Consider the following 18,672-nt stretch of genomic DNA (forward strand, 5'->3'; position numbering starts at 1 on the left):
ATCTGAATGGTTTACTTGCTATTTGAGTGTTTCTGCCAAAAGTGGATGCTCCCGGGGCAACCGAGGACCTCGGTTGCCCCTGCCGATCGGCAGTCGCGCGATGTGCTGCTCCAAGGTATGCGTGCCTAACGCTTGCTCGCGCCTGGATAATCGGGCGTAACCAGTGTGCCTAACTCCCGTTTTCTCAAAGCAAATGTATCCAGATTTCAGCATTTTTTCAGCTTACTATTGTTAATTCATCCAGAAACTTCCGACATTAACAAGTACTCGTCATTGTCAATTCATCAAAGAAAAGCACACCTCTGTGAGATAATGATATTTCTCCAGGACGAGGGAAGCTACCACCACCCACAAGAGAAGGCCCGGATGCCGAGTGGTGTGGACTGCGAAAAGGGCGATCGCGTACTAATGAACCACGATTTTTCAATAAACCAGCTACCGAATGAATCCGAGTCACTTCTAAAGATTCGGCAAAACTCAACGGCGGTAAAATTCCTGGTAAGCGGCGTGCCAGCATGGTTTTCCCACTACCCGGCGGCCCGACAAAAATAAGATTATGCCCACCAGCCGCAGCAATTTCTAAAGCACGACGTGCATGAGCTTGTCCTTTGACATCATGCAAATCTGCACTAGGGTAGGATACTGTTGTTGTCTGTGTTGTACTATCTATCTGCACAGGTTTGTAACGCCCCGGATTATTTAAAAAATCTACCACCTCAGACAAATGCTTGCAGCCATAAACAGCTAAATCTTCAACCACCGCCGCTTCTTGAGCATTATCAGCAGGGAGAACTAAACCTGCAATTCCCATCTTTTGGGCTGCTGCTGCGATCGGTAATACACCAGCCACGGGACGTAAACTGCCATCTAAAGAGACTTCGCCCAAAAATAGATAATCCCCCAACAAATCAGCGCTAACTTGCTCAGAAGCCGCTAAAATTCCCACACTAATAGGCAAATCAAAACAGGGGCCTTCTTTGCGTAAATCTGCCGGAGTTAAATTAATTACTATTTTACGCATCGGAAAGGCAAAGCCAGTATTTTTCAAAGTTGCTTTGACTCTTTCTCTGGACTCTTGAATCGCTGAATCTGGAAGTCCCAAGACAACAATTCCCGGTAATCCCCCTGACACATCGACTTCTACGCCTACTTTGACGGCATCGATGCCCACAATTGATGCACTCCAGACTCTAGCAAGCATTGCTTATATAACAGTAAACCTTTAGAATCTCTAGCAGATGAGTTGGTAGATTGACATTAGTGAAACCACATAGACGATTTTTCGGAATTAAGGTTAGTGGTCTGTCCCATTGATTTTGAGGGGCTGCTAGATCCCCGACTTCTTAAAGAAGTCGGGGATCTGAACACCACTAACCTCTCAAAACTTTTGGGACAGACTACTAGTGAAATTGATGGGTAAGCAAGTTATTAGTAAGGACTTTAGTCCTTATTTTCTAAGCACTAAAGTGCTTACTACAAACCCTTAAAAGTACAAATAAGTCTCTTACAGCAATTCAAGAGGTAAAATAACTATTGGAAAAATTATTAAAAATATCAAATATTATTGATAATTGCATTGAACGCATTGGTCGATTTACCAGTTGGCTAGTACTAGTAATGATCGTACTTGGCGTGTGGAATGTTATCGGGCGATATCTCGGAAGAATTAGCGGTAACAACTTTACCTCCAACGCCTATATAGAATCTCAATGGTACATTTTTGATTTAGTTTTCTTATTGGGAGCAGCTTACACCCTTAAGCACAACGAACACGTGCGGGTTGATATTTTTTACAGTAATTGGCCGCCTCGGCGAAAGGCATTTGCAGACTTAGTAGGGACTATATTTTTCCTCATCCCATTTTGTATTATCACGATCGCTTTTTCTTGGGATGCGGTTGTGGCTTCATGGCTAATTAAGGAAGCCTCATCCGATCCTGGGGGATTGCCTCGTTACCCCATTAAAGCGATGATTATTGTCGGCTTTGTGCTGCTGATTTTCCAGGGAATTTCTCAGGCGATCAAAAACTTGGCAATTCTTCAAAGCAGGGAGGAAAATCATGACACTGGCTTATGAATGGTTGGGGCCAGTGATGTTTGCTGGTGCTTTGGTGTTGCTGTCGCTGGGGTATCCGGTGGCTTTTTCTTTGGGTGGTGTGGCAATTTTATTTGGAATATTGGGAATCAGCTTAGGTGTCTTTGACCCAGTGTTTCTGACTGCCATGCCACAGCGGATTTTTGGCATCATGGCAAACTATACCTTATTAGCTATCCCTTATTTCATCTTCATGGGGGCAATGCTGGAGAAATCGGGGATAGCGGAGAGACTCTTAGAAACGATGGGAATTTTGTTGGGACGCTTGCGCGGCGGACTGGCTTTAGCTGTGATTTTGGTGGGGGCGCTGTTAGCAGCAACTACTGGGGTAGTAGCGGCGACTGTGGTAGCGATGGGTTTGATTTCTCTGCCAATTATGCTCCGCTATGGTTACAGCAAAGAATTAGCTACTGGTGTGATAGCTGCATCAGGAACCTTGGGGCAAATTATCCCGCCGAGTGTGGTGTTGGTAGTGCTGGGCGACCAATTGGGTGTATCGGTGGGCGATTTGTTCATCGGTTCGGTGATTCCCGGTTTAATGATGGCTAGTGCATTTGCCCTACACGTACTGATTGTGGCATTTTTGAAGCCAGATTTAGCACCAGCTTTACCTGCTGAGGTGAGAGATATTGGTGGTAAAGCTTTGGGAAGGCGGGTAATTCAAGTGATGATACCGCCTTTGATACTGATTTTGTTGGTGCTAGGGAGTATATTTTTTGGCATTGCTACGCCCACAGAAGCGGGTGCAGTGGGTTGTGGTGGTGCGATCGCACTGGCGGCTGCTAATCGTCAACTTACCTTAGAATCTCTGCGTCAAGTTTGTGATGCTACTTTGCGAATCACCAGCATGGTAGTTTTTATCTTATTTGGCTCCACAGCTTTTAGTTTAGTCTTTCGGGGATTAAATGGCGATCGCTTCATGTTTGATGTTCTCGCCAATCTTCCCGGTGGTAAAACTGGCTTTTTGATTGTCAGTATGGCGGTAGTATTTATCCTCGGCTTTTTCATCGACTTTTTCGAGATTGCCTTTATTGTCGTGCCGTTGTTTGTACCAGTTGCCCAAAACTTAGGTATTGACTTGATTTGGTATGGTGTAGTTTTGGGAGCAAATTTGCAAACATCTTTCCTTACACCTCCCTTTGGCTTTGCCCTGTTTTACTTGCGTGGTGTAGCACCACCAGAAGTTACGACAAAGGATATCTATCGTGGTGTAATACCATTTATTTTGTTGCAACTATTGGTGGTGGTGTTAATTATTGTTTTCCCCGGAATTGTCAGTTTCTTACCTTCTTTGGCAAACTAGCGCTCTCCTAAGAATTGGTGTTTAGACTAGTGGTTCATCGCATTAATTTTGCGGGGCTGCTAGATCCCCGACTTCTTCAAGAAGTCGGGGATCTGAACACCACCCCGCCAAAGCTACGCTTTGTCTCCCCTCCCCGCTTGCGGGGAGGGGATTAAGGGGTGGGGTGTAATGACTGCGGTTAGCATAACTAATTACGCGGACATGATATTACTTGATGTTATTAGAAGTGACAAAATTGGCATAACTTAATTCGTTAACACGATTCCAATTAAAAATCTGCTGTCGAAAGGCTTTCCACTGTTCGTAGACTTGCTTAAAAGCCGCATCTTTACTGGCATTTTCTTCAAATAACTCAAAAGATATTTTCTGGGCTGCTTGCAGAATCTCCTGGCTGTAAGGAACTAGTTTTGTACCACCAGCCAATAACCGCGTCAGCGCTTGTCCATTCAAGGCATCGTATTGACTCAGCATATTCAAATTGGCTTCAAAACTCGCTGTCTTCAAAATCTGTTGATATTCTTTGGGTAGGCGGTTCCAGGCGGTGAGATTAACTAACACATCCAAGGTTGGCCCTGGTTCCCACCAGCCAGGATAATAGTAGAATTGCGCGGCTTTATTTAAACCGAGTTTTTCGTCATCGTAAGGGCCTACCCACTCAGCAGCATCAATGGCTCCCCTATCCAATGCTAAATAAACTTCGCCTCCAGGCAATACTTGCACATTCACCCCTAAACGGGACATGACTTCGCCACCTAATCCGGGAATGCGCATTTTCAAACCTTTAAGGTCAGAAATAGACTTGATTTCTTTTTTGAACCATCCCCCCATCTGTGCCCCAGTACTACCAGCGGGAAAACTAATCACGTTGAAGTTGGTATAAATTTTGTGTATGGCTTCTAATCCACCACCGTTATAAAGCCAAGCATTCTGCTGTTGGGCATTTAAACCGAAGGGTACGGAGGTGGCGAAGGCTAATGCTGAACTTTTGCCGATGTAATAGTAACTAGATGTGTGTCCGCATTCAACAGTCCCAGCTTGCACAGCATCGAGTACTTGCAATCCCGGTACTAACTCTCCAGCGGCAAAGGGCGTAATTTGGAAACGTCCATTGGTCATTTCTTCAACTCGCCGGGAAACTGTTTGGGCGCCGATAAAAGTACCCAAAGATTTGGGCCAGCTAGTTGCCATCCGCCAACGAATATTCGGCAATCCTGCTTGTACGCTAGGGGATTTACCAGCTTGGCTACAGGAAACTAGACTAGCAGCAGTTGCAGTGGCGATCGCAGCTGTGTTAAAAACCTCTCGGCGTTTCATAATTGTTCGTGATTTAAATTGCGGAAAATTTTGCCTGATAGAGAATATCTATCAGGTTTTTGGCAATTTTTTAGTTTTGGGTACTAAATTAAACACATAGGGACGCATAAGTGTGCGTCCCTATCGTGTAATCAAGTTTTAGATGCTGAAACTTTAGCTTGTTATTACCGCCAATGTTGGGGTATTTTCAAGTTTTCCGGTAAGATTGTTGTGCGATCGCCAATTGCCTGTTCAATCTGCTGTGATTCTACGTTTTCCGAGCCGCTCAAGTTTGCTCCACAAAGGTTAGCTTCTTGGAGATTAGCTCCTTGGAGGTTAGCTGTACTCAGTAATGCACTGTCTAGATTAGCACCAGCAAGTTTTGCCCCTTGCAAGTTACTGCCAATTAGGTTTGTATCTTGGAGATTGCTACCCTCAAAGTTGACTTCTTCCAAGTTCGCATCACAAAGGATTGCTCCTTCCAAGTTGGCATCACAAAGAACTGCTCCTGTTAAGTTGGCATCACAAAGAACTGTGCCTTCCAAGTTGGCATCGTAAAGGATGGCTTGAGAAAGGTTCGCTTTTCTAAGAACTGCGCCTTGAAGATTGGCTTCTGGGAGGATTGCTTTTTGCAGGTTGGCTTCATAGAGGATTGAGCCACAAAGACAGGTAACAGATAAGTCTGCTTCCGAGAGGTTTACTCTGGTAAAATTGACCCATTGCAAGTTAGCCCCGACGAAAATTGCTCTAGAGAGGTTAGCTTCCGTTAAGTCTGCATTACAGAGGTCTGTATTGCGTAAATCGAGTTTCTGATTGACTGGATCTTTAGATGAATCGCGTCTGCCAATCACAGTTAAGGCTGTTTGAATATCTGTAGGAAGTTTTGATGATTGCAGCGACTCATCCTCATATTCCCTATTCACTGGGGCATTCTCGCGGATAAAAGCAGCGAGGATTTCCATGATTGTCCAATGATCTTTCGGAGAATCTTTGGCAATTCGTTCTAAAGCATAAATTGCGGCAAATCGCGTTTCAATCTTTTCATTTCCCAGTTGTTCAATTGCTTTAGAAAAGCGTTCAGAAACAATTTCTTGTGGAGTTAGTTGTGTCTGATTGATACAATTTACTATATTGTTATCCCAAGCTATTGTTCCAGCCAGCAGTTGCGTTAACAAGCTGTGATTCTCATCCAGAGAGAGTCTAGAGGTATAGTAAGCATTAAGAATTAATGCCAATCCCCCAATAATGATGGCAATGGTTGTTAATGCTTGAGTGATGTATTCAATTTTTTCTTGATTTGAAAATCCTTGAATATTTTCAAAAAATAATATAATTAGAGTGAATGATAAAATAAATATAACTGAGACAAATGCCAACAAAGTCGTGAGTCCATTGGTCTTTATGAAAGACATGTCATAAGTCTTCATATCCGACTCCTTACGGAAGTAAATTTAGGTTGATTCTAAGAGTATCCGTAAAGTTATGATAGAGTACAAACACGGATAAAATTGGCGAACCTTTAAATCCACTATATAAAAATTATCTATATAACAATCCTGAATCATTTGTGAGGAACAAGACCCTTGACTTTCTAGAGAAGCCAGGGTTCTGATTATTCACGAATGATTAGATATCTGGTGAAATTAAATATGCTGTATCCAGAAACCTTGTAGAGACTTAGTACTGCTATATCTCTACACTCTTTTTGACTCAGATTTATTTGATAAAATTTTCAGGTATTTAGCCCACAATCCAGACGGGGAATGAAAAGTAGTATAGTTCAATTACTTGAAAAGTAATGTCAATAGGGTGAGATAAATTTTTGACAAGAGAATAAACTTTTTGTATCAACACGCTGTTGGGGCACAACATTTTTCTGGATTACCCGGAGTATTCCAGGCAATTAAAAAGACCATATTACTTGTGAAGAATAGTTTAAAATCTGTAACCTTAAGCCAGTTCAATTACTCAGATTAATCGCAAACCCTAAGTAGATTGGACTAAGTTAGAAATCGCCACAAGCAATTCCTCTGGTGCTACAGGTTTAACAATGTGCTGTTGAAATCCTGCTCTTAGTGCGTATTGCTGATTTATTTCGCCTGCATAAGCAGTCAGAGCGATCGCAGGTATCTTTTTTGCTCCGACTTTTGCTTCGAGAGTCCGCACCTGTTGCATCAGCATATAGCCGTTCATTTCTGGCATCCCAATATCGCTGAGTAAGATATCTGGCTTTGACTGGGTTAGCGCTTGTAATGCTTCATATCCTGATGCTACTGCGGTGACGATCGCACCAAACTGTTCCAGCACAAAGCTGAAAAAGTCGCGGGTATCATCATTGTCATCCACAACCAGCACTTGTAAACCCATGAGGGGAGAGGAGGAAAAAACGGCAGTTGAGGAATCAGTATTTGTGTCATCCTTGATTTTTGCACTGTCTTTGATCAGCGGCAATCTCACAGTGAAGATCGCTCCTTTGTCCTCGCCAAGACTTTCAGCCCAAATCCTTCCGCCGTGCATCTCAATCAAGTGACGAGCGATCGCTAAACCTAACCCTAATCCACCAAATCTTCTAGTTGTTGTACTATCACCTTGACGGAAATAATCAAATACATGAGGTAGAAAATCAGGGTGAATGCCTTTACCTGTATCGCTGACAGTAATCTGCGCTTGAGCGTCGATGCGCTCCAATCGCACATTTACTTTTCCCTCAGTCTCAGTAAACTTGACGGCATTCGAGAGAAGATTCCAGAAAACTTGCTGTAAGCGGGCTGAATCGCCCAAAACTTTCCCCACAGTTGGATCGAGCATTGTCTCAATCTGAATAGTTTTAGCCTCTGCTGCCAAATGCACTGTTTCTATTGCGCCTTCAATGGTGGATACCAGATCGACTGGGATCGTGTTGAGGCTAAGTTTGCCTTGGAGGATGCGAGAAACATCTAGTAAGTCTTCAATTAGTTGAGCTTGTAATTTGGCATTGCGCTCAATAGTTTTTAGTGCTTTGTTGAGCGATTCCTCGTCAAATTTCCGGCTCTGCAATAGTTTTGCCCAACCGAGAATCGGATTCAAAGGCGATCGCAATTCATGAGAAAGTACCGCCAAAAACTCATCTTTGATGCGGTTAGCAGCCTCAGCTTCCGCCCTAGCTATTTGCTCTAGTTGCAAAAGGCGATCGCGTTCTGATTCGCTGCGTTTGCGATCGGTGATATCAGTTAGCATAGCGATCGCACCTAAACACTCACCCTGTTCGTTCAAAATCGCTCTTGCAGAAATCAGTGTCCAGATGTACGAACCATCCTGGCAAAGCAATCGCCCTTCTTTGAGATCGCTCTCTTCTCCTTTGAACCACCCCAGTTTCTCTCGATCTGCGATATCATCAGCCAGATCCATAAAATCAAATATAGAACGACCGATTATTTCTTCTGCCGGATAACCTAACATCTGAGATATCCGCTGATTCACAAACTCTGTTCGGGTTTTGGAGTCAATCATCCAGATTCCTTCATAAGAGGTATCAACAATTCGGCGATACTTGGCTTCACTCTTTTGTAAAGACTCCTCTGCTTGCTTGCGCTTACGCCGCTCCTTAGCTTCCCGCAATGCGCGTTGCACCGAGGGAACTAACCGCCCTAGTCGTTGCTTTAATACATAATCGGTTGCACCGTTCTTCAAAGCTTCGATCGCTAATTCTTCACCCAGTACGGCAGAGACAAAGATAAAAGGAATCTCAGGACAACGATTCCGGGCAATTTCCAAGGCAGAAATTCCATCAAAAGAGGGCAAGGCATAATCGGCAAGAATTAAATCGAAAGCCTCTGTTTCCAAAGCCGCTAGGAAATCAGCACCAGTTTCGACTCGGATCAGTTCGCAATTAATTCCCCCTTCAGTTAATATCATTTGGGCAAGCTCTGTATCTAACAAGCTGTCTTCCAAAAGGAGGAAACGCAGGACATTCATCAGTTGCTCTCCTTTTGAGGATGAGGCGCTGGCGGTAAAGCACCAACAGGAGGCTGATTGAGTACTGCCCAAAATAGGCCGACACCCTTAATAGAATCGACAAAATCATGGTAATCTACTGGCTTCACAACATAAGCATTCACCCCTAACTCGTAGCAGCGAACTAAATCCGGTTCCTCGCGGGAAGAAGTCAGTACCACGATGGGAATTACTCGCATTACAGCGTCAGATTTGAGTTGTGCCAGCACTTCTAACCCATCGACTTTAGGCAGTTTCAAATCGAGTAGCACAACAACAGGATATCCTTCCATTCGCAACCGGAACAACCCCCGGCGATAAAGATAATCTAGTGCTTCTTCACCATCACGTACTACCACTACTTCATTGGCGAGATGGTTTTCTGACAAAGCGGCTAGGATTAACTCTGCATCGTTGGCACTGTCTTCAATTAGCAGAATTCGCTTCAGTTCTTTCATTTACTCTCCTTCTGGGATAATTTAGGCAGCGAGAAATAAAAGGTGGCGCCACTGCCAACTACAGCCTCTGCCCAAACTCGACCATTATGCCGATGAATAATGCGTTGCACGTTTGCCAATCCAACACCAGTGCCTTCAAATTGTGGGTCGCTATGCAGGCGTTGAAATACTCCGAATAGCTTGTGTACATATTGCATATTAAAGCCTACGCCGTTATCTTGTACAAAAAAGACAACTTCGTTTTCATTGTCAATACTGCCAACAGTAATTTCTGCTGGGTTTTGAGTCTGGGTATATTTTACGGCATTGCCTATCAGGTTGCGAAGCACCAGCCGCAGCATGGAGGGATCGCCCTGCGCTTCTGGCAGTGGCTTTATCTGCCAATGGATTGTCCGTCCTGGAGTTTCTGCAATCAAGTCGCGTTTTACTTCTTCTACCAATTCCTCCATATTGAGTTTGGTGTAGCGCATTTCGGTGCGCCCCATCCGAGAAAATGTCAGCAATTCATCGATTAGTATTCCTGCCTGTTTGGCAGTTTCGGCAATTATTTTCAAATAGCGCTGACTTGTTTGATCTAAGCTTGTTGAGCTATGGCGCTTCTGAAGTAATTCGACAAATCCGGCGATGTGGCGCAGCGGTGCCCGCAAGTCGTGAGAGACTGAGTAAGAGAAGGATTCGAGTTCTTTATTGGCGGCTTCGAGTTGGGCAGTGCGCTCTTGAATTCGTTGCTCTAGCATTTCGTTGAGTTGTTGCAAGGCGGCTTCGGCAACCTTGCGATCGTGAATGTCGCTGGCGATGCCCACCCATTTGATAATCTGTCCGCTTTGATCTCGAAATGGTAAACCCCGGACAATATGCCAACGATAGCTACCATCAGAAACTTGACGGAAGCGAATTTCTATTTCGTAATTGGTCGCGTTAGCAATAGCTTGCATCGAACTTTTAAAGACACGATCGCGGTCATCGGGGTGAATGGCATAAATCCAGCCGTAGCCAGTGGTCTGCTCCATTGTCAGTCCGGTGAAATCTAACCAGTATTGATTGCAATAGGTAATACCACCATTGCGTAGGCGTAGCCCGTCGTAGACATCGCCCATCCAAATAGCCTGTGGTGAGACTTCGGTTAAAATTCGGTATCGCTCCTCACTGTCACGTAGCGCTTTTTCTGCCAACTTGCGATCGTGGATATCAACACAAGAGCCGATATAGCCGAGAAACTCCCCCGTTGGTGCAAACCGAGGTACACCAGTATCAAAAACCCAATGGTATTCGTAATCATTGCGTCTGAGGCGATATTCCATTTGAAATTTTTGTCGGGCATCAAAAGCATTGGTATATGTATCCAAGCAACGCTGAAAATCATCAGGATGAATACCTTCAGTCCACCCATTGCCCATCTCTGACTCCAGAGTTCGCCCGGTAAAATCTAGCCAGGGTTTATTAAAGTAGTTACAAAGTTTGTCAGTGCCGGACATCCAAATCAGTACGGGAGCAATGTCTGCCATCTGGCGAAATCGCGATTCACTTTCGCGCAACGCAGCTTCTACCCGATGCCGTTCGCTGATGTCAGTGATTAACGCCGCATACCCTTCAACAATTCCCTGTCTATTAAATTGGGGAATGTAAATGGCATTAATGTAACGTGTCCCACCATCTTTATAAGGAATTTCACTTTCAAAAGTAACCTGCTCTCCTGCTAGCACTTGTTCCACATAAGGACGAAGCACTTCATAAGCGGATTCACCCAATACTTCCCAAAGATGTTTCCCATAAACTTCTACCGTCGAATGCCCAAACCAATCTTGATATGCTCGGTTGTTGAAGCGGTAGCGTTGTTCTGAATCTACAAAGGTAATCAGAACTGGCAGCGTATCTGTAATTAAACGAAGTTCTGTTTCTCGTTGGCGCAGTGCTTCTTCTATGAGTTTACGGTTGGTGATATCGCGCCAGCAATCTATGGCACCAATAATCTCACCTTGGGAATCGCGAATTGGCACTACATTGGCGATCGCTGTAATTGTAGTACCATCTGGACGTTCAATGATGCATTCTTCATCGCAGATCGTTTCGCCATAGCGCGTAGCACGGTATAAAGGTAGTTGCTCTAAGGTAAGGGGCGTTACACCATCAGCTAGGAACAGACCGTAAAGCTGAACATAAGACTCAGAAGATATGCCAACGAGAGATTCACTTGGTCTACCCAAAAGCTCTTGCGCGAGTTTGCTGTTAGCGATGATTGGGAAATCAGGGGGGCCGCCAGCGATCGTAATTCCCTCTGGGACGTGTTCTAGGAGCATTTGCAGGATGCTCTGAGCAACTTCTGCTTGGTGGGAGCGATGCTGGGCTTCTGCTTCGGCTTGTTTGCGTTCGCTCAAGTCAAGAACAAAACCAATGATTGTCCGGTCTCCCTGTTTAGCAAAACCAAGTAGAACAGGAACTAGAGAGCCGTCTTTGCGGATGTATTCCTGTTCAAAGGGCTTACAACTCCCAGTAATTGCCAGTTCTTGAATCCCTCGCTCGCTCACCTCAATATATTCGAGTGGAACAATCTCCCCCCAGCGGATTCGACCAGAGCGCAAATCCTCGCGGGTATAATTGAGCATTTTTAAAAAGGCATCATTGGCTTCAACAATTAAGCCGTTGAGGTCGGCCACAATTACCCCAATAATATTGGATTCTGTTAAGCGACCAAACCGAGCCTCGCTTTCGCGTAGTGACTTCAGATTCGCCTCAGCTTGCCGTTGGGCTGTGCGGTGTGATTCATTAAGCCAGCTGATTAACCCTGCTGTCAGCATGAACACTACCAAGGGAACTAAAATATTCGGATCTGTAATGTTCTGCGGATAGAGTGGCTTAAAAAAGAAGTAATTAACTGCAAAAGTAGACAAAAGGGTTGCAAGTAACCCTGGCCCTAAGCCCCCGTACCAGGCACTCACCATCACCGCACCAAAAAACAGCGCCCCAGGCGTTGAAGTAAGATATGGATTGAGTAGTAGAGTTGCCCGCAGTGCTAAGGCAACGGATAGGAAAGCAACACCATAGTGCAGGAGTTTCTCCCGGATGAATGCGCCCTTCTCTCTATTGCCAGAAAAGATGTTTTGGGATTCAGATGCCCTCGCCTTACGACTCATAACCCTACTCTGCTTCTGGAAAATACTGATTTAGCAGTCTTTTGCCGGGTTCACCCATCTTCCGTAACATTTCTTCTATTAGTTTTAGCGCTATCCATGAAGGGACTGTATGCCCATTCTTCCAATGGTTGACTGTTTTGAAGGAGACTCCTACTTTAGCAGCAAACTGTTTCTGAGAAAGATTGAGCTGCTGACGAAGTTCCCGAATTAAATCTAAAATTTCCAGCCGCTTTGTTACAGACATCTCTGTATTTTATCCCCATAGGATAATTGGCGTAAGACAGGTGTCCTCTTTATTATCCCTTAATTAGAGAATATTTTCTCTGTTTTCGTCTCTAACTGAACTGTTTGAGTTCAAAGGTTCAATTATGAAGCTAAAAGGTTTAAGTTTCAGTATCTAAGGATGAAACTTGAGCTTTGTAATGTTTGGGTAGATGAAGATTTTTCGGTAGGATGGTTGTGCGATCGCCAGAATAATGAGTTTAATTTGGTCTACTAACTTCTTGTAGTTGTCTATCTATATCCTCAGCAGTTCGAGAAGGGTGTCTCCTACGGCTTTCTTCTATAATGTCGAGTACAGAATGATGTTTTGGTTTAGATTTTTCTGATAAAATCACAAACACATCAACGCTATCGCCTATTTCAGCTTCTGGAATTTCAATTTCTATTTTGTTTCCTGGTAAAACGAAAACGGTAGAATACGCCCAAATAACTAATGATGCTGCGATCGCTTAACCCAATTGCCGCCAGTGTGCGGGTGCTTCGATATAATCAGGTAGGCGAGTGGTGCGATCGCCAAGTGCCTCTCTAATCTGCTGTAACTCTAAGTTTTTCGCTCCTGTCAAAATAGTCCCTTCCAGTTTGACATCATTGAGGTTAGCTTGTGAAAAGTTAGCTCCCATCATGTTTGCCTGAGTTAGGTTAGCTTGATAAAAGGTTGCCCTATAGAGGTTTGCTCCAATCAGATTAGCCTGATATAAGTCAGCTTCCGTTAAACTAGCTTCTGAGAGGTTGGCAAAATAAACTTCTGTTTGGTGGAGTTTGGCTGCATTCAAATTAGCCCCAGAAAGGTTAGCTCCATTTAAGTTAGCCCCACAGAGGTTAGCACCAATCAAACCGGTTTGGTACAGGTTGGCTTTACCCAATTTTGCTCCTTGCAAATTAGCTAAAAACAACTTTGCTCCAGAAAGGTTAGCGACTTTTAAGGTCGCTTGTTGCAAGTTAGCTTTATAAAGGTTCGCCCCTTGTAAATTAGCAGCACGCAGACTTGCACCAGAGAGGTTGGCTGAACGCAGGTTGGCTCCAGAGAGATTAGTACGATTCAGGTTAGCCCAACAAAGGTTGGCTCCATATAAACTAGCTTTTATTAATTTGGTTTCATAAAGAATCGACCTAATGAGTTTAGCGCCACTCAGGTCACATCCACTCAAGTCAGCCCCACGCAGGTCAGCCCCACTCAAGTCAGCCCCACGCAGGTCAGCTTGTTGCAGGTTGGTTTTTAGCAAGTCTGCTTGTCTAATGTCGGTGTTACGTAAATCAAGTTTTTGATCTTTTGGGTCTTCAAGTAAATTACGCCTACCAATAACAGTCAGGGCTGCTTGAATATCGGTGCGTATTTTGGGGAATTCTTCATGGAGATTTTGCTCCAACTGCGGTGTCGGACGCGACCCACCTCGACGCCGACTTGAGTAAATTGCTCCTTGATATTCTGGCTTTTGTTGCTCGCCTTTTATGTGCTGGATGGGTGCATTCTCTCGCACAAAGGCAGTGAGAATTTCCATAATTGTCCAGTGTTCTTGAGGAAAATCCTGAGCAACCCTTTCTAAAGCATAAATTGCACCTGTTCGGGTTTCCACCTTTTCATGTCCAAGCTGGGCAATTGCGCCCATAAAGCGCTCCGCAATCAATCTGTCTTGATTGAGTTTGGCGTTTTGCAAGCCAATTTCTAAGTTTTTCTCAGATGCGATCGCACTCTTCTGCATCGCTTGGGCACGCCTTGCTGCATAATAAGTATTAAACATTGCTGCCGATGCCAAAAAAACTATTGCAGTAGTTGTTAAAGCTTGGTTTCTATACTGGATTTTTTCTTGAATTGACAATTCTTTAATATTGGACAAGGCGAAGAAAATTACAGTCAACGAGCAGCCAAATACAGCTGTTAAAGTTATCAACCAATTCAAAAGAGCGTCTGTCTTTTTAGAAGACATGGTAAAAATTTTCCTTACAACCTAGAATTATTACTTAGATGTTTAGGAAAAATAGTATAGCATTTAGCAGAAATTTATAATAGGTGTCAAAACACTCATTGAACTAGGGAATTATATCGAATATACTTTTACATCACGACACAAAGAAACGCTTGCGCTACAAGAATTACAAATTACGCTGAGAATAGGGAGTAGGGGATAGGAATAGGGAAAAAACTTTTCATTCAAGCGGATATATATTACTCAGAAAATTTGGTTTCTCTGAGGTTTGCTCCATCAAGTATGGTGTTATATAGAATTGCTCCATGCAAGCTAGCTAGATATAAACTAGCACGATGCAGGTTAGCTCCAGAAAGGTTAGCTTTCTCTAGATTGGCAGCACTAAGGATTGCTCCTTCTAAGTTCGCTAGATATAAATTAGCTCCTTCTAAATTAGCTGCACTAAGTATTGCCCCCGCTAGATTAGCTTGATAGAGATTGGCTCCAGCGAGATTAGCTTGATAGAGATTTGTCTGTTGTAGATTCGCCCCTTTCAAGTTTGCTCCTCTCATATCCGTGAAGCTCAAATCAAGTTGCTTATTTACTGGGTCTTTGTTTGCATCTCTTCTGGCAATAACAGTCAGGGCGGCTTGAATATCTACACGAATTTTTGTTGACAGGTTACTCGTTACTTCCTTCTGGGGCATATGAGGAGCATTTTTTCGTACAAAAGTAGTAAGAATGTCTACGACCCTCCAGTGGTGCTGTGGATAACTATAGGCAATTTGTTCTAAATCATTAATTATAGCTAGACTGATTTCTATAGTGTTATTTCCTAGCTGTTCGCTTGCTCTTATTAAGCGTCGTTTTAGAGAATGATGCTGATTCTGTTTAACTTTTTCCTGGAAAACTGGTATCCGCAGGAATATTTTTGATAGCTGAATAGGAGTTTTTGATAAAATATTTTTCATAGCATTAGTAATTAATAAAAACAAATTTAAATCCCCACTTTTTATTGAATATTGTATTAGCATCTGCTATTGTTTAATCCATAGCCAATACTGGAACATTCTAATGGAACCAATAAAATGAAAATATAACTTTTGAGAAAGTAGACATAAGCATACATACTCTTACCATTCCCAATCATTATTTATGTTCGCCAGTCTTTAGTCTTCACTTAAAATTAACTCTCGTCATGATGTTCTTGACTTATTTATAATTATTGATTAACTAAAAATGACTATTACAACTCAGCAAAATATGCAACCAATAGTTAAAAATCTGGTGTTAATTGGTGGCGGTCACAGCCATGCTATTGTTATAAAAATGTTCGGTATCAAACCGTTAACAGGAGTACGTTTGATACTGATTACCACAGCATCAGAGACAGCCTACTCTGGGATGTTACCAGGACATATTGCCGGATTTTACAGCCACAATGAATGCCATATTGACTTGCAACCCTTGGCGAACTTTGCTCAAGTACAATTGTATATTGACACGGTAGTTGACCTTGACTTAAAAAACAACAAAGTTCTTTGTGCTAACGGACTTGCGGTAGATTTTGATGTGCTGTCTATTGATATTGGCAGCACTCCAGCCATACTGTCTGTATCAGGTGCGGCAGAATATGCGATCGCAGCTAAACCAGTATCGCAGCTATTAGAGCATTGGTATGAACTAATTGCAGCCGTAAGTAAAAATCCTCAAGAACCAATTAGGATTGCGATCGTAGGCGGTGGCGCGGGCGGTGTAGAATTGGCGCTATCGATGCAATCTTATTTACATCGGATTTTGCATGAAACTCAACAACCTATTCAAAACCTAGAAATTCATTTATTCCAACGCGGACAAGAACTGATGCCTAATTATCATCAATCAGTGCGGCATCAACTTCAGCAAGTTTTAACTGACCGAGGTATTAAGTTAAATCTGGGAGAAACTGTGTGTAAAATTGCACCTACAACCCAGAATGAAGCTAAAGAAGTATTTGAAATTAAATGTGAATCTGGTTTGACAGTAGAGTGCAATAAAATTTTTTGGGTAACACAAGCATCAGCACCCGAATGGTTAAAAAACGCTGGACTAGGAACTGATGAGCAAGGTTTTATTTTGGTAGAAGACACATTGCAATCTCAAACGCACCCGCGGGTATTTGCATCTGGTGATATTGCTACAATGGTAAATCATCCACGTCCGAAAGCTGGGGTATTTGCTGTTAAGCAAGGTAAACCTTTGTTTGAGAATTTACAGGGAATTTTATTAGGTAAGTCGCTCAAACCTTATGTACCACAGAAACAATATTTGAGTTTAATTGGTACGGGAAATGGAAGAGCTATTGCAACAAAAGGTATGTTCACTTTACCACCTCACAAACTCTTGTGGCATTACAAAGATTGGATTGACCGCCGCTTCATGGAACGCTTTCGCTTTGAATAATATCATGTCTGGATAATTTAGTTGCGATTCCCACAGTCATTGCACCCCTCCCCGCAAGCGGCTACACCCGGATTTCTCACCACACCTCTTAAAGCCTGCGCAAGTGCCGGGGAGAAGTAATGAGTAAGAAGTAAGAAGTTTTTACTCATTACTCATTACTTCTCCTCTGCTCCATCAAACGCCTTGAGCTTGTGAGAAATGCGGCTACAGTGTACACACAAGTCGAGTTACCCTTTCCCCCCTTTTTAAGGCTACCGTGTATACACAAGTCCACCTGAGCGAGTTTCCAGCCTAAAACTTATACATGGAAGAACATGTGTTGCAAGTGTTTAAATTGTTACAGTTTGAAGCGTAGAAGCGATCGCTTTTGCTTGCTCTGTGAGAAAGAAACAAGAATTATGACCTATTATTCTACGATTTTGATAGATACAAGTTTGTTGGTTGCTTTTTACTACTCAGCAGCGATCGCCTATAAACATAAGGATGTTAGGATATCTTTCACTAGCTGCATCTGACTTATGAAATTAGTTTGCTCCCAAAGCGATCTCAGTACAAACCTCTCACTCGTTAGTCGTGCAGTCCCCTCACGGCCAACTCATCCGGTACTTGCCAATGTGCTGTTACAAGCGGATGCTGAAACTAACCAAGTAAGCTTAACAGCCTTCGATCTCAGTTTGGGAATCCGCACCAGTTTTAACGCAGAGGTATGGCAAAGTGGTGCGATCGCACTTCCTGCTAAATTACTTGTAGATATCACCTCTCGTCTTCCAGAAGGCGAAATCACTCTCGATGATGAATCAGCCTTGACAGGTGCAACATCCGGGGGAGAAGGTTTAATAGTTACACTCACACCCAAGAGTGGACATTACCAAGTCCGAGCAATGGGGCCAGAAGAGTTTCCCGAACTACCTGTAATTGAAAATACAGAAGTAATCCATCTCACCACCACTGCATTAATTGAAGGATTACGCGGTTCATTGTTTGCTACGAGTGCTGATGAAACCAAGCAAGTACTCACGGGTGTGCATTTAACAGTTAAACAAGACACCCTAGAATTTGCAGCTACCGATGGACATCGCCTCGCAGTCGTAGAAACTAGCAACGAGCGTCCCCTAGGCGGAACTAGTCAACTAGAAGTGACAGTACCAGCGAGAGCGTTACGCGAACTCCAAAGAATGTTAGCTCATAGCGCTTCATCAGATGAACCCGTAGCTTTATATTTCGATCAAGGTCAAGTTGTGTTTGCATGGCAAAACCAACGCTTGACTAGTCGCACATTAGAAGGGCAATATCCTGCTTATCGACAATTAATTCCGCGCCAATTTGAGCGACAAGTGACAATTGAACGGCGACAATTTGTCAGCACATTGGAGCGGATTGCTGTGTTAGCCGATCAAAAAAATAATATTGTCAAGCTCAGTATTGATAGCGAAGCCCAAGAAATTACCTTATCTTGTGAAGCTCAAGATGTGGGCAGTGGTAGAGAGTCGATGCCAGCACAAATTTCTGGTGAAAATATCGAGATTGCCTTTAACATTAAATATTTGATGGAAGGCTTAAAAGAGTTACCATCTTCAGAAATTCAAATGCATTTAAATCAAAGCTTAACTCCAGTGATTTTTACACCATTGGGAGCTTTGAAAATGACCTATTTAGCTATGCCGGTGCAACTTAGAAGTTAGAGGTTATTTATCAAGTAAAAATCCAATTAGATCGTGTCCGCTTGATTGCTTATTAAACCCAAAGAACCCCACCCCCGCCAAAGCTACGCTTTGTCTCCCCTCCCGAAGAGC

General features: G+C 43.3%; 12 protein-coding genes and 1 pseudogene. 4 read left to right on the forward strand and 9 right to left on the reverse strand.

Annotation, left to right across the window (positions count from 1 at the left end):
- Nucleotides 1-274: 274 nt before the first annotated feature.
- Nucleotides 275-1,201, reverse strand: a pseudogene (locus RMX69_RS27290) (YifB family Mg chelatase-like AAA ATPase); the annotation flags it as partial.
- Between the two features lie 332 nt (nt 1,202-1,533).
- Between RMX69_RS27290 and RMX69_RS27295 the strand changes: the two are divergent.
- Nucleotides 1,534-2,076: a TRAP transporter small permease subunit gene (locus RMX69_RS27295; protein WP_322639284.1), complete on the forward strand. Its 543-nt coding sequence runs from the start codon at nt 1,534-1,536 to the stop codon at nt 2,074-2,076.
- On the forward strand, nt 2,060-3,397 hold the full coding sequence (locus RMX69_RS27300; RefSeq protein WP_322639285.1) for a TRAP transporter large permease subunit: 1,338 nt from the start codon (nt 2,060-2,062) through the stop codon (nt 3,395-3,397). The genes RMX69_RS27295 and RMX69_RS27300 overlap by 17 nt, the downstream gene beginning before the upstream one ends.
- Before the next feature lie 207 nt (nt 3,398-3,604).
- On the opposite strand, the gene RMX69_RS27305 is transcribed toward RMX69_RS27300, so the two are convergent.
- The 8 genes from RMX69_RS27305 to RMX69_RS27340 all read right to left on the reverse strand — a co-directional run bounded on the left by RMX69_RS27305 (nt 3,605) and on the right by RMX69_RS27340 (nt 15,408).
- Entirely contained in the window at nt 3,605-4,711 is a 1,107-nt protein-coding gene (locus RMX69_RS27305) for a TRAP transporter substrate-binding protein (RefSeq protein WP_322639286.1), read from the reverse strand.
- A 164-nt stretch (nt 4,712-4,875) separates the two neighbouring features.
- Entirely contained in the window at nt 4,876-6,102 is a 1,227-nt protein-coding gene (locus RMX69_RS27310) for a pentapeptide repeat-containing protein (RefSeq protein WP_289795481.1), read from the reverse strand.
- A gap of 574 nt (nt 6,103-6,676) precedes the next feature.
- Nucleotides 6,677-8,644, reverse strand: a complete 1,968-nt coding sequence (locus RMX69_RS27315; protein ID WP_289795482.1) for a response regulator — start codon at nt 8,642-8,644, stop codon at nt 6,677-6,679.
- Nucleotides 8,644-9,120 (reverse strand): response regulator, encoded by a 477-nt coding sequence (locus RMX69_RS27320; RefSeq protein WP_289795483.1) that lies wholly within the window; start codon nt 9,118-9,120, stop codon nt 8,644-8,646. The genes RMX69_RS27315 and RMX69_RS27320 overlap by 1 nt, the downstream gene beginning before the upstream one ends.
- Nucleotides 9,117-12,251, reverse strand: coding sequence for a PAS domain S-box protein (locus tag RMX69_RS27325; protein WP_322639287.1), 3,135 nt, complete (start codon nt 12,249-12,251; stop codon nt 9,117-9,119). Before RMX69_RS27325 ends, RMX69_RS27320 begins: the two co-directional genes overlap by 4 nt.
- A gap of 4 nt (nt 12,252-12,255) precedes the next feature.
- Entirely contained in the window at nt 12,256-12,495 is a 240-nt protein-coding gene (locus RMX69_RS27330) for a helix-turn-helix domain-containing protein (RefSeq protein ID WP_289795485.1), read from the reverse strand.
- Nucleotides 12,496-12,982: 487 nt separating this feature from the next.
- Nucleotides 12,983-14,458 carry a pentapeptide repeat-containing protein gene (locus tag RMX69_RS27335; RefSeq protein WP_322639288.1) on the reverse strand — a complete coding sequence of 492 codons (1,476 nt, stop codon included), beginning with the start codon at nt 14,456-14,458 and terminating at the stop codon, nt 12,983-12,985.
- A gap of 239 nt (nt 14,459-14,697) precedes the next feature.
- The gene (locus RMX69_RS27340) at nt 14,698-15,408 is read right to left on the reverse strand and encodes a pentapeptide repeat-containing protein (protein WP_322639289.1); all 711 of its coding nucleotides are present in this window, start codon (nt 15,406-15,408) and stop codon (nt 14,698-14,700) included.
- Nucleotides 15,409-15,676: 268 nt separating this feature from the next.
- Between RMX69_RS27340 and RMX69_RS27345 the strand changes: the two genes are divergently transcribed.
- Both RMX69_RS27345 and dnaN read left to right on the forward strand, forming a co-directional pair.
- Nucleotides 15,677-16,879: an FAD-dependent oxidoreductase gene (locus RMX69_RS27345; RefSeq protein WP_289795488.1), complete on the forward strand. Its 1,203-nt coding sequence runs from the start codon at nt 15,677-15,679 to the stop codon at nt 16,877-16,879.
- A gap of 518 nt (nt 16,880-17,397) precedes the next feature.
- A complete protein-coding gene (dnaN, locus tag RMX69_RS27350) occupies nt 17,398-18,561 on the forward strand; it encodes a DNA polymerase III subunit beta (RefSeq protein WP_322639290.1) in 1,164 nt (387 codons plus the stop codon).
- The last annotated feature ends 111 nt before the right edge of the window (nt 18,562-18,672 follow it).

Source organism: Nostoc sp. EspVER01 (assembly GCF_034530635.1).
Classification (GTDB): Bacteria; Cyanobacteriota; Cyanobacteriia; order Cyanobacteriales; family Nostocaceae; genus Nostoc.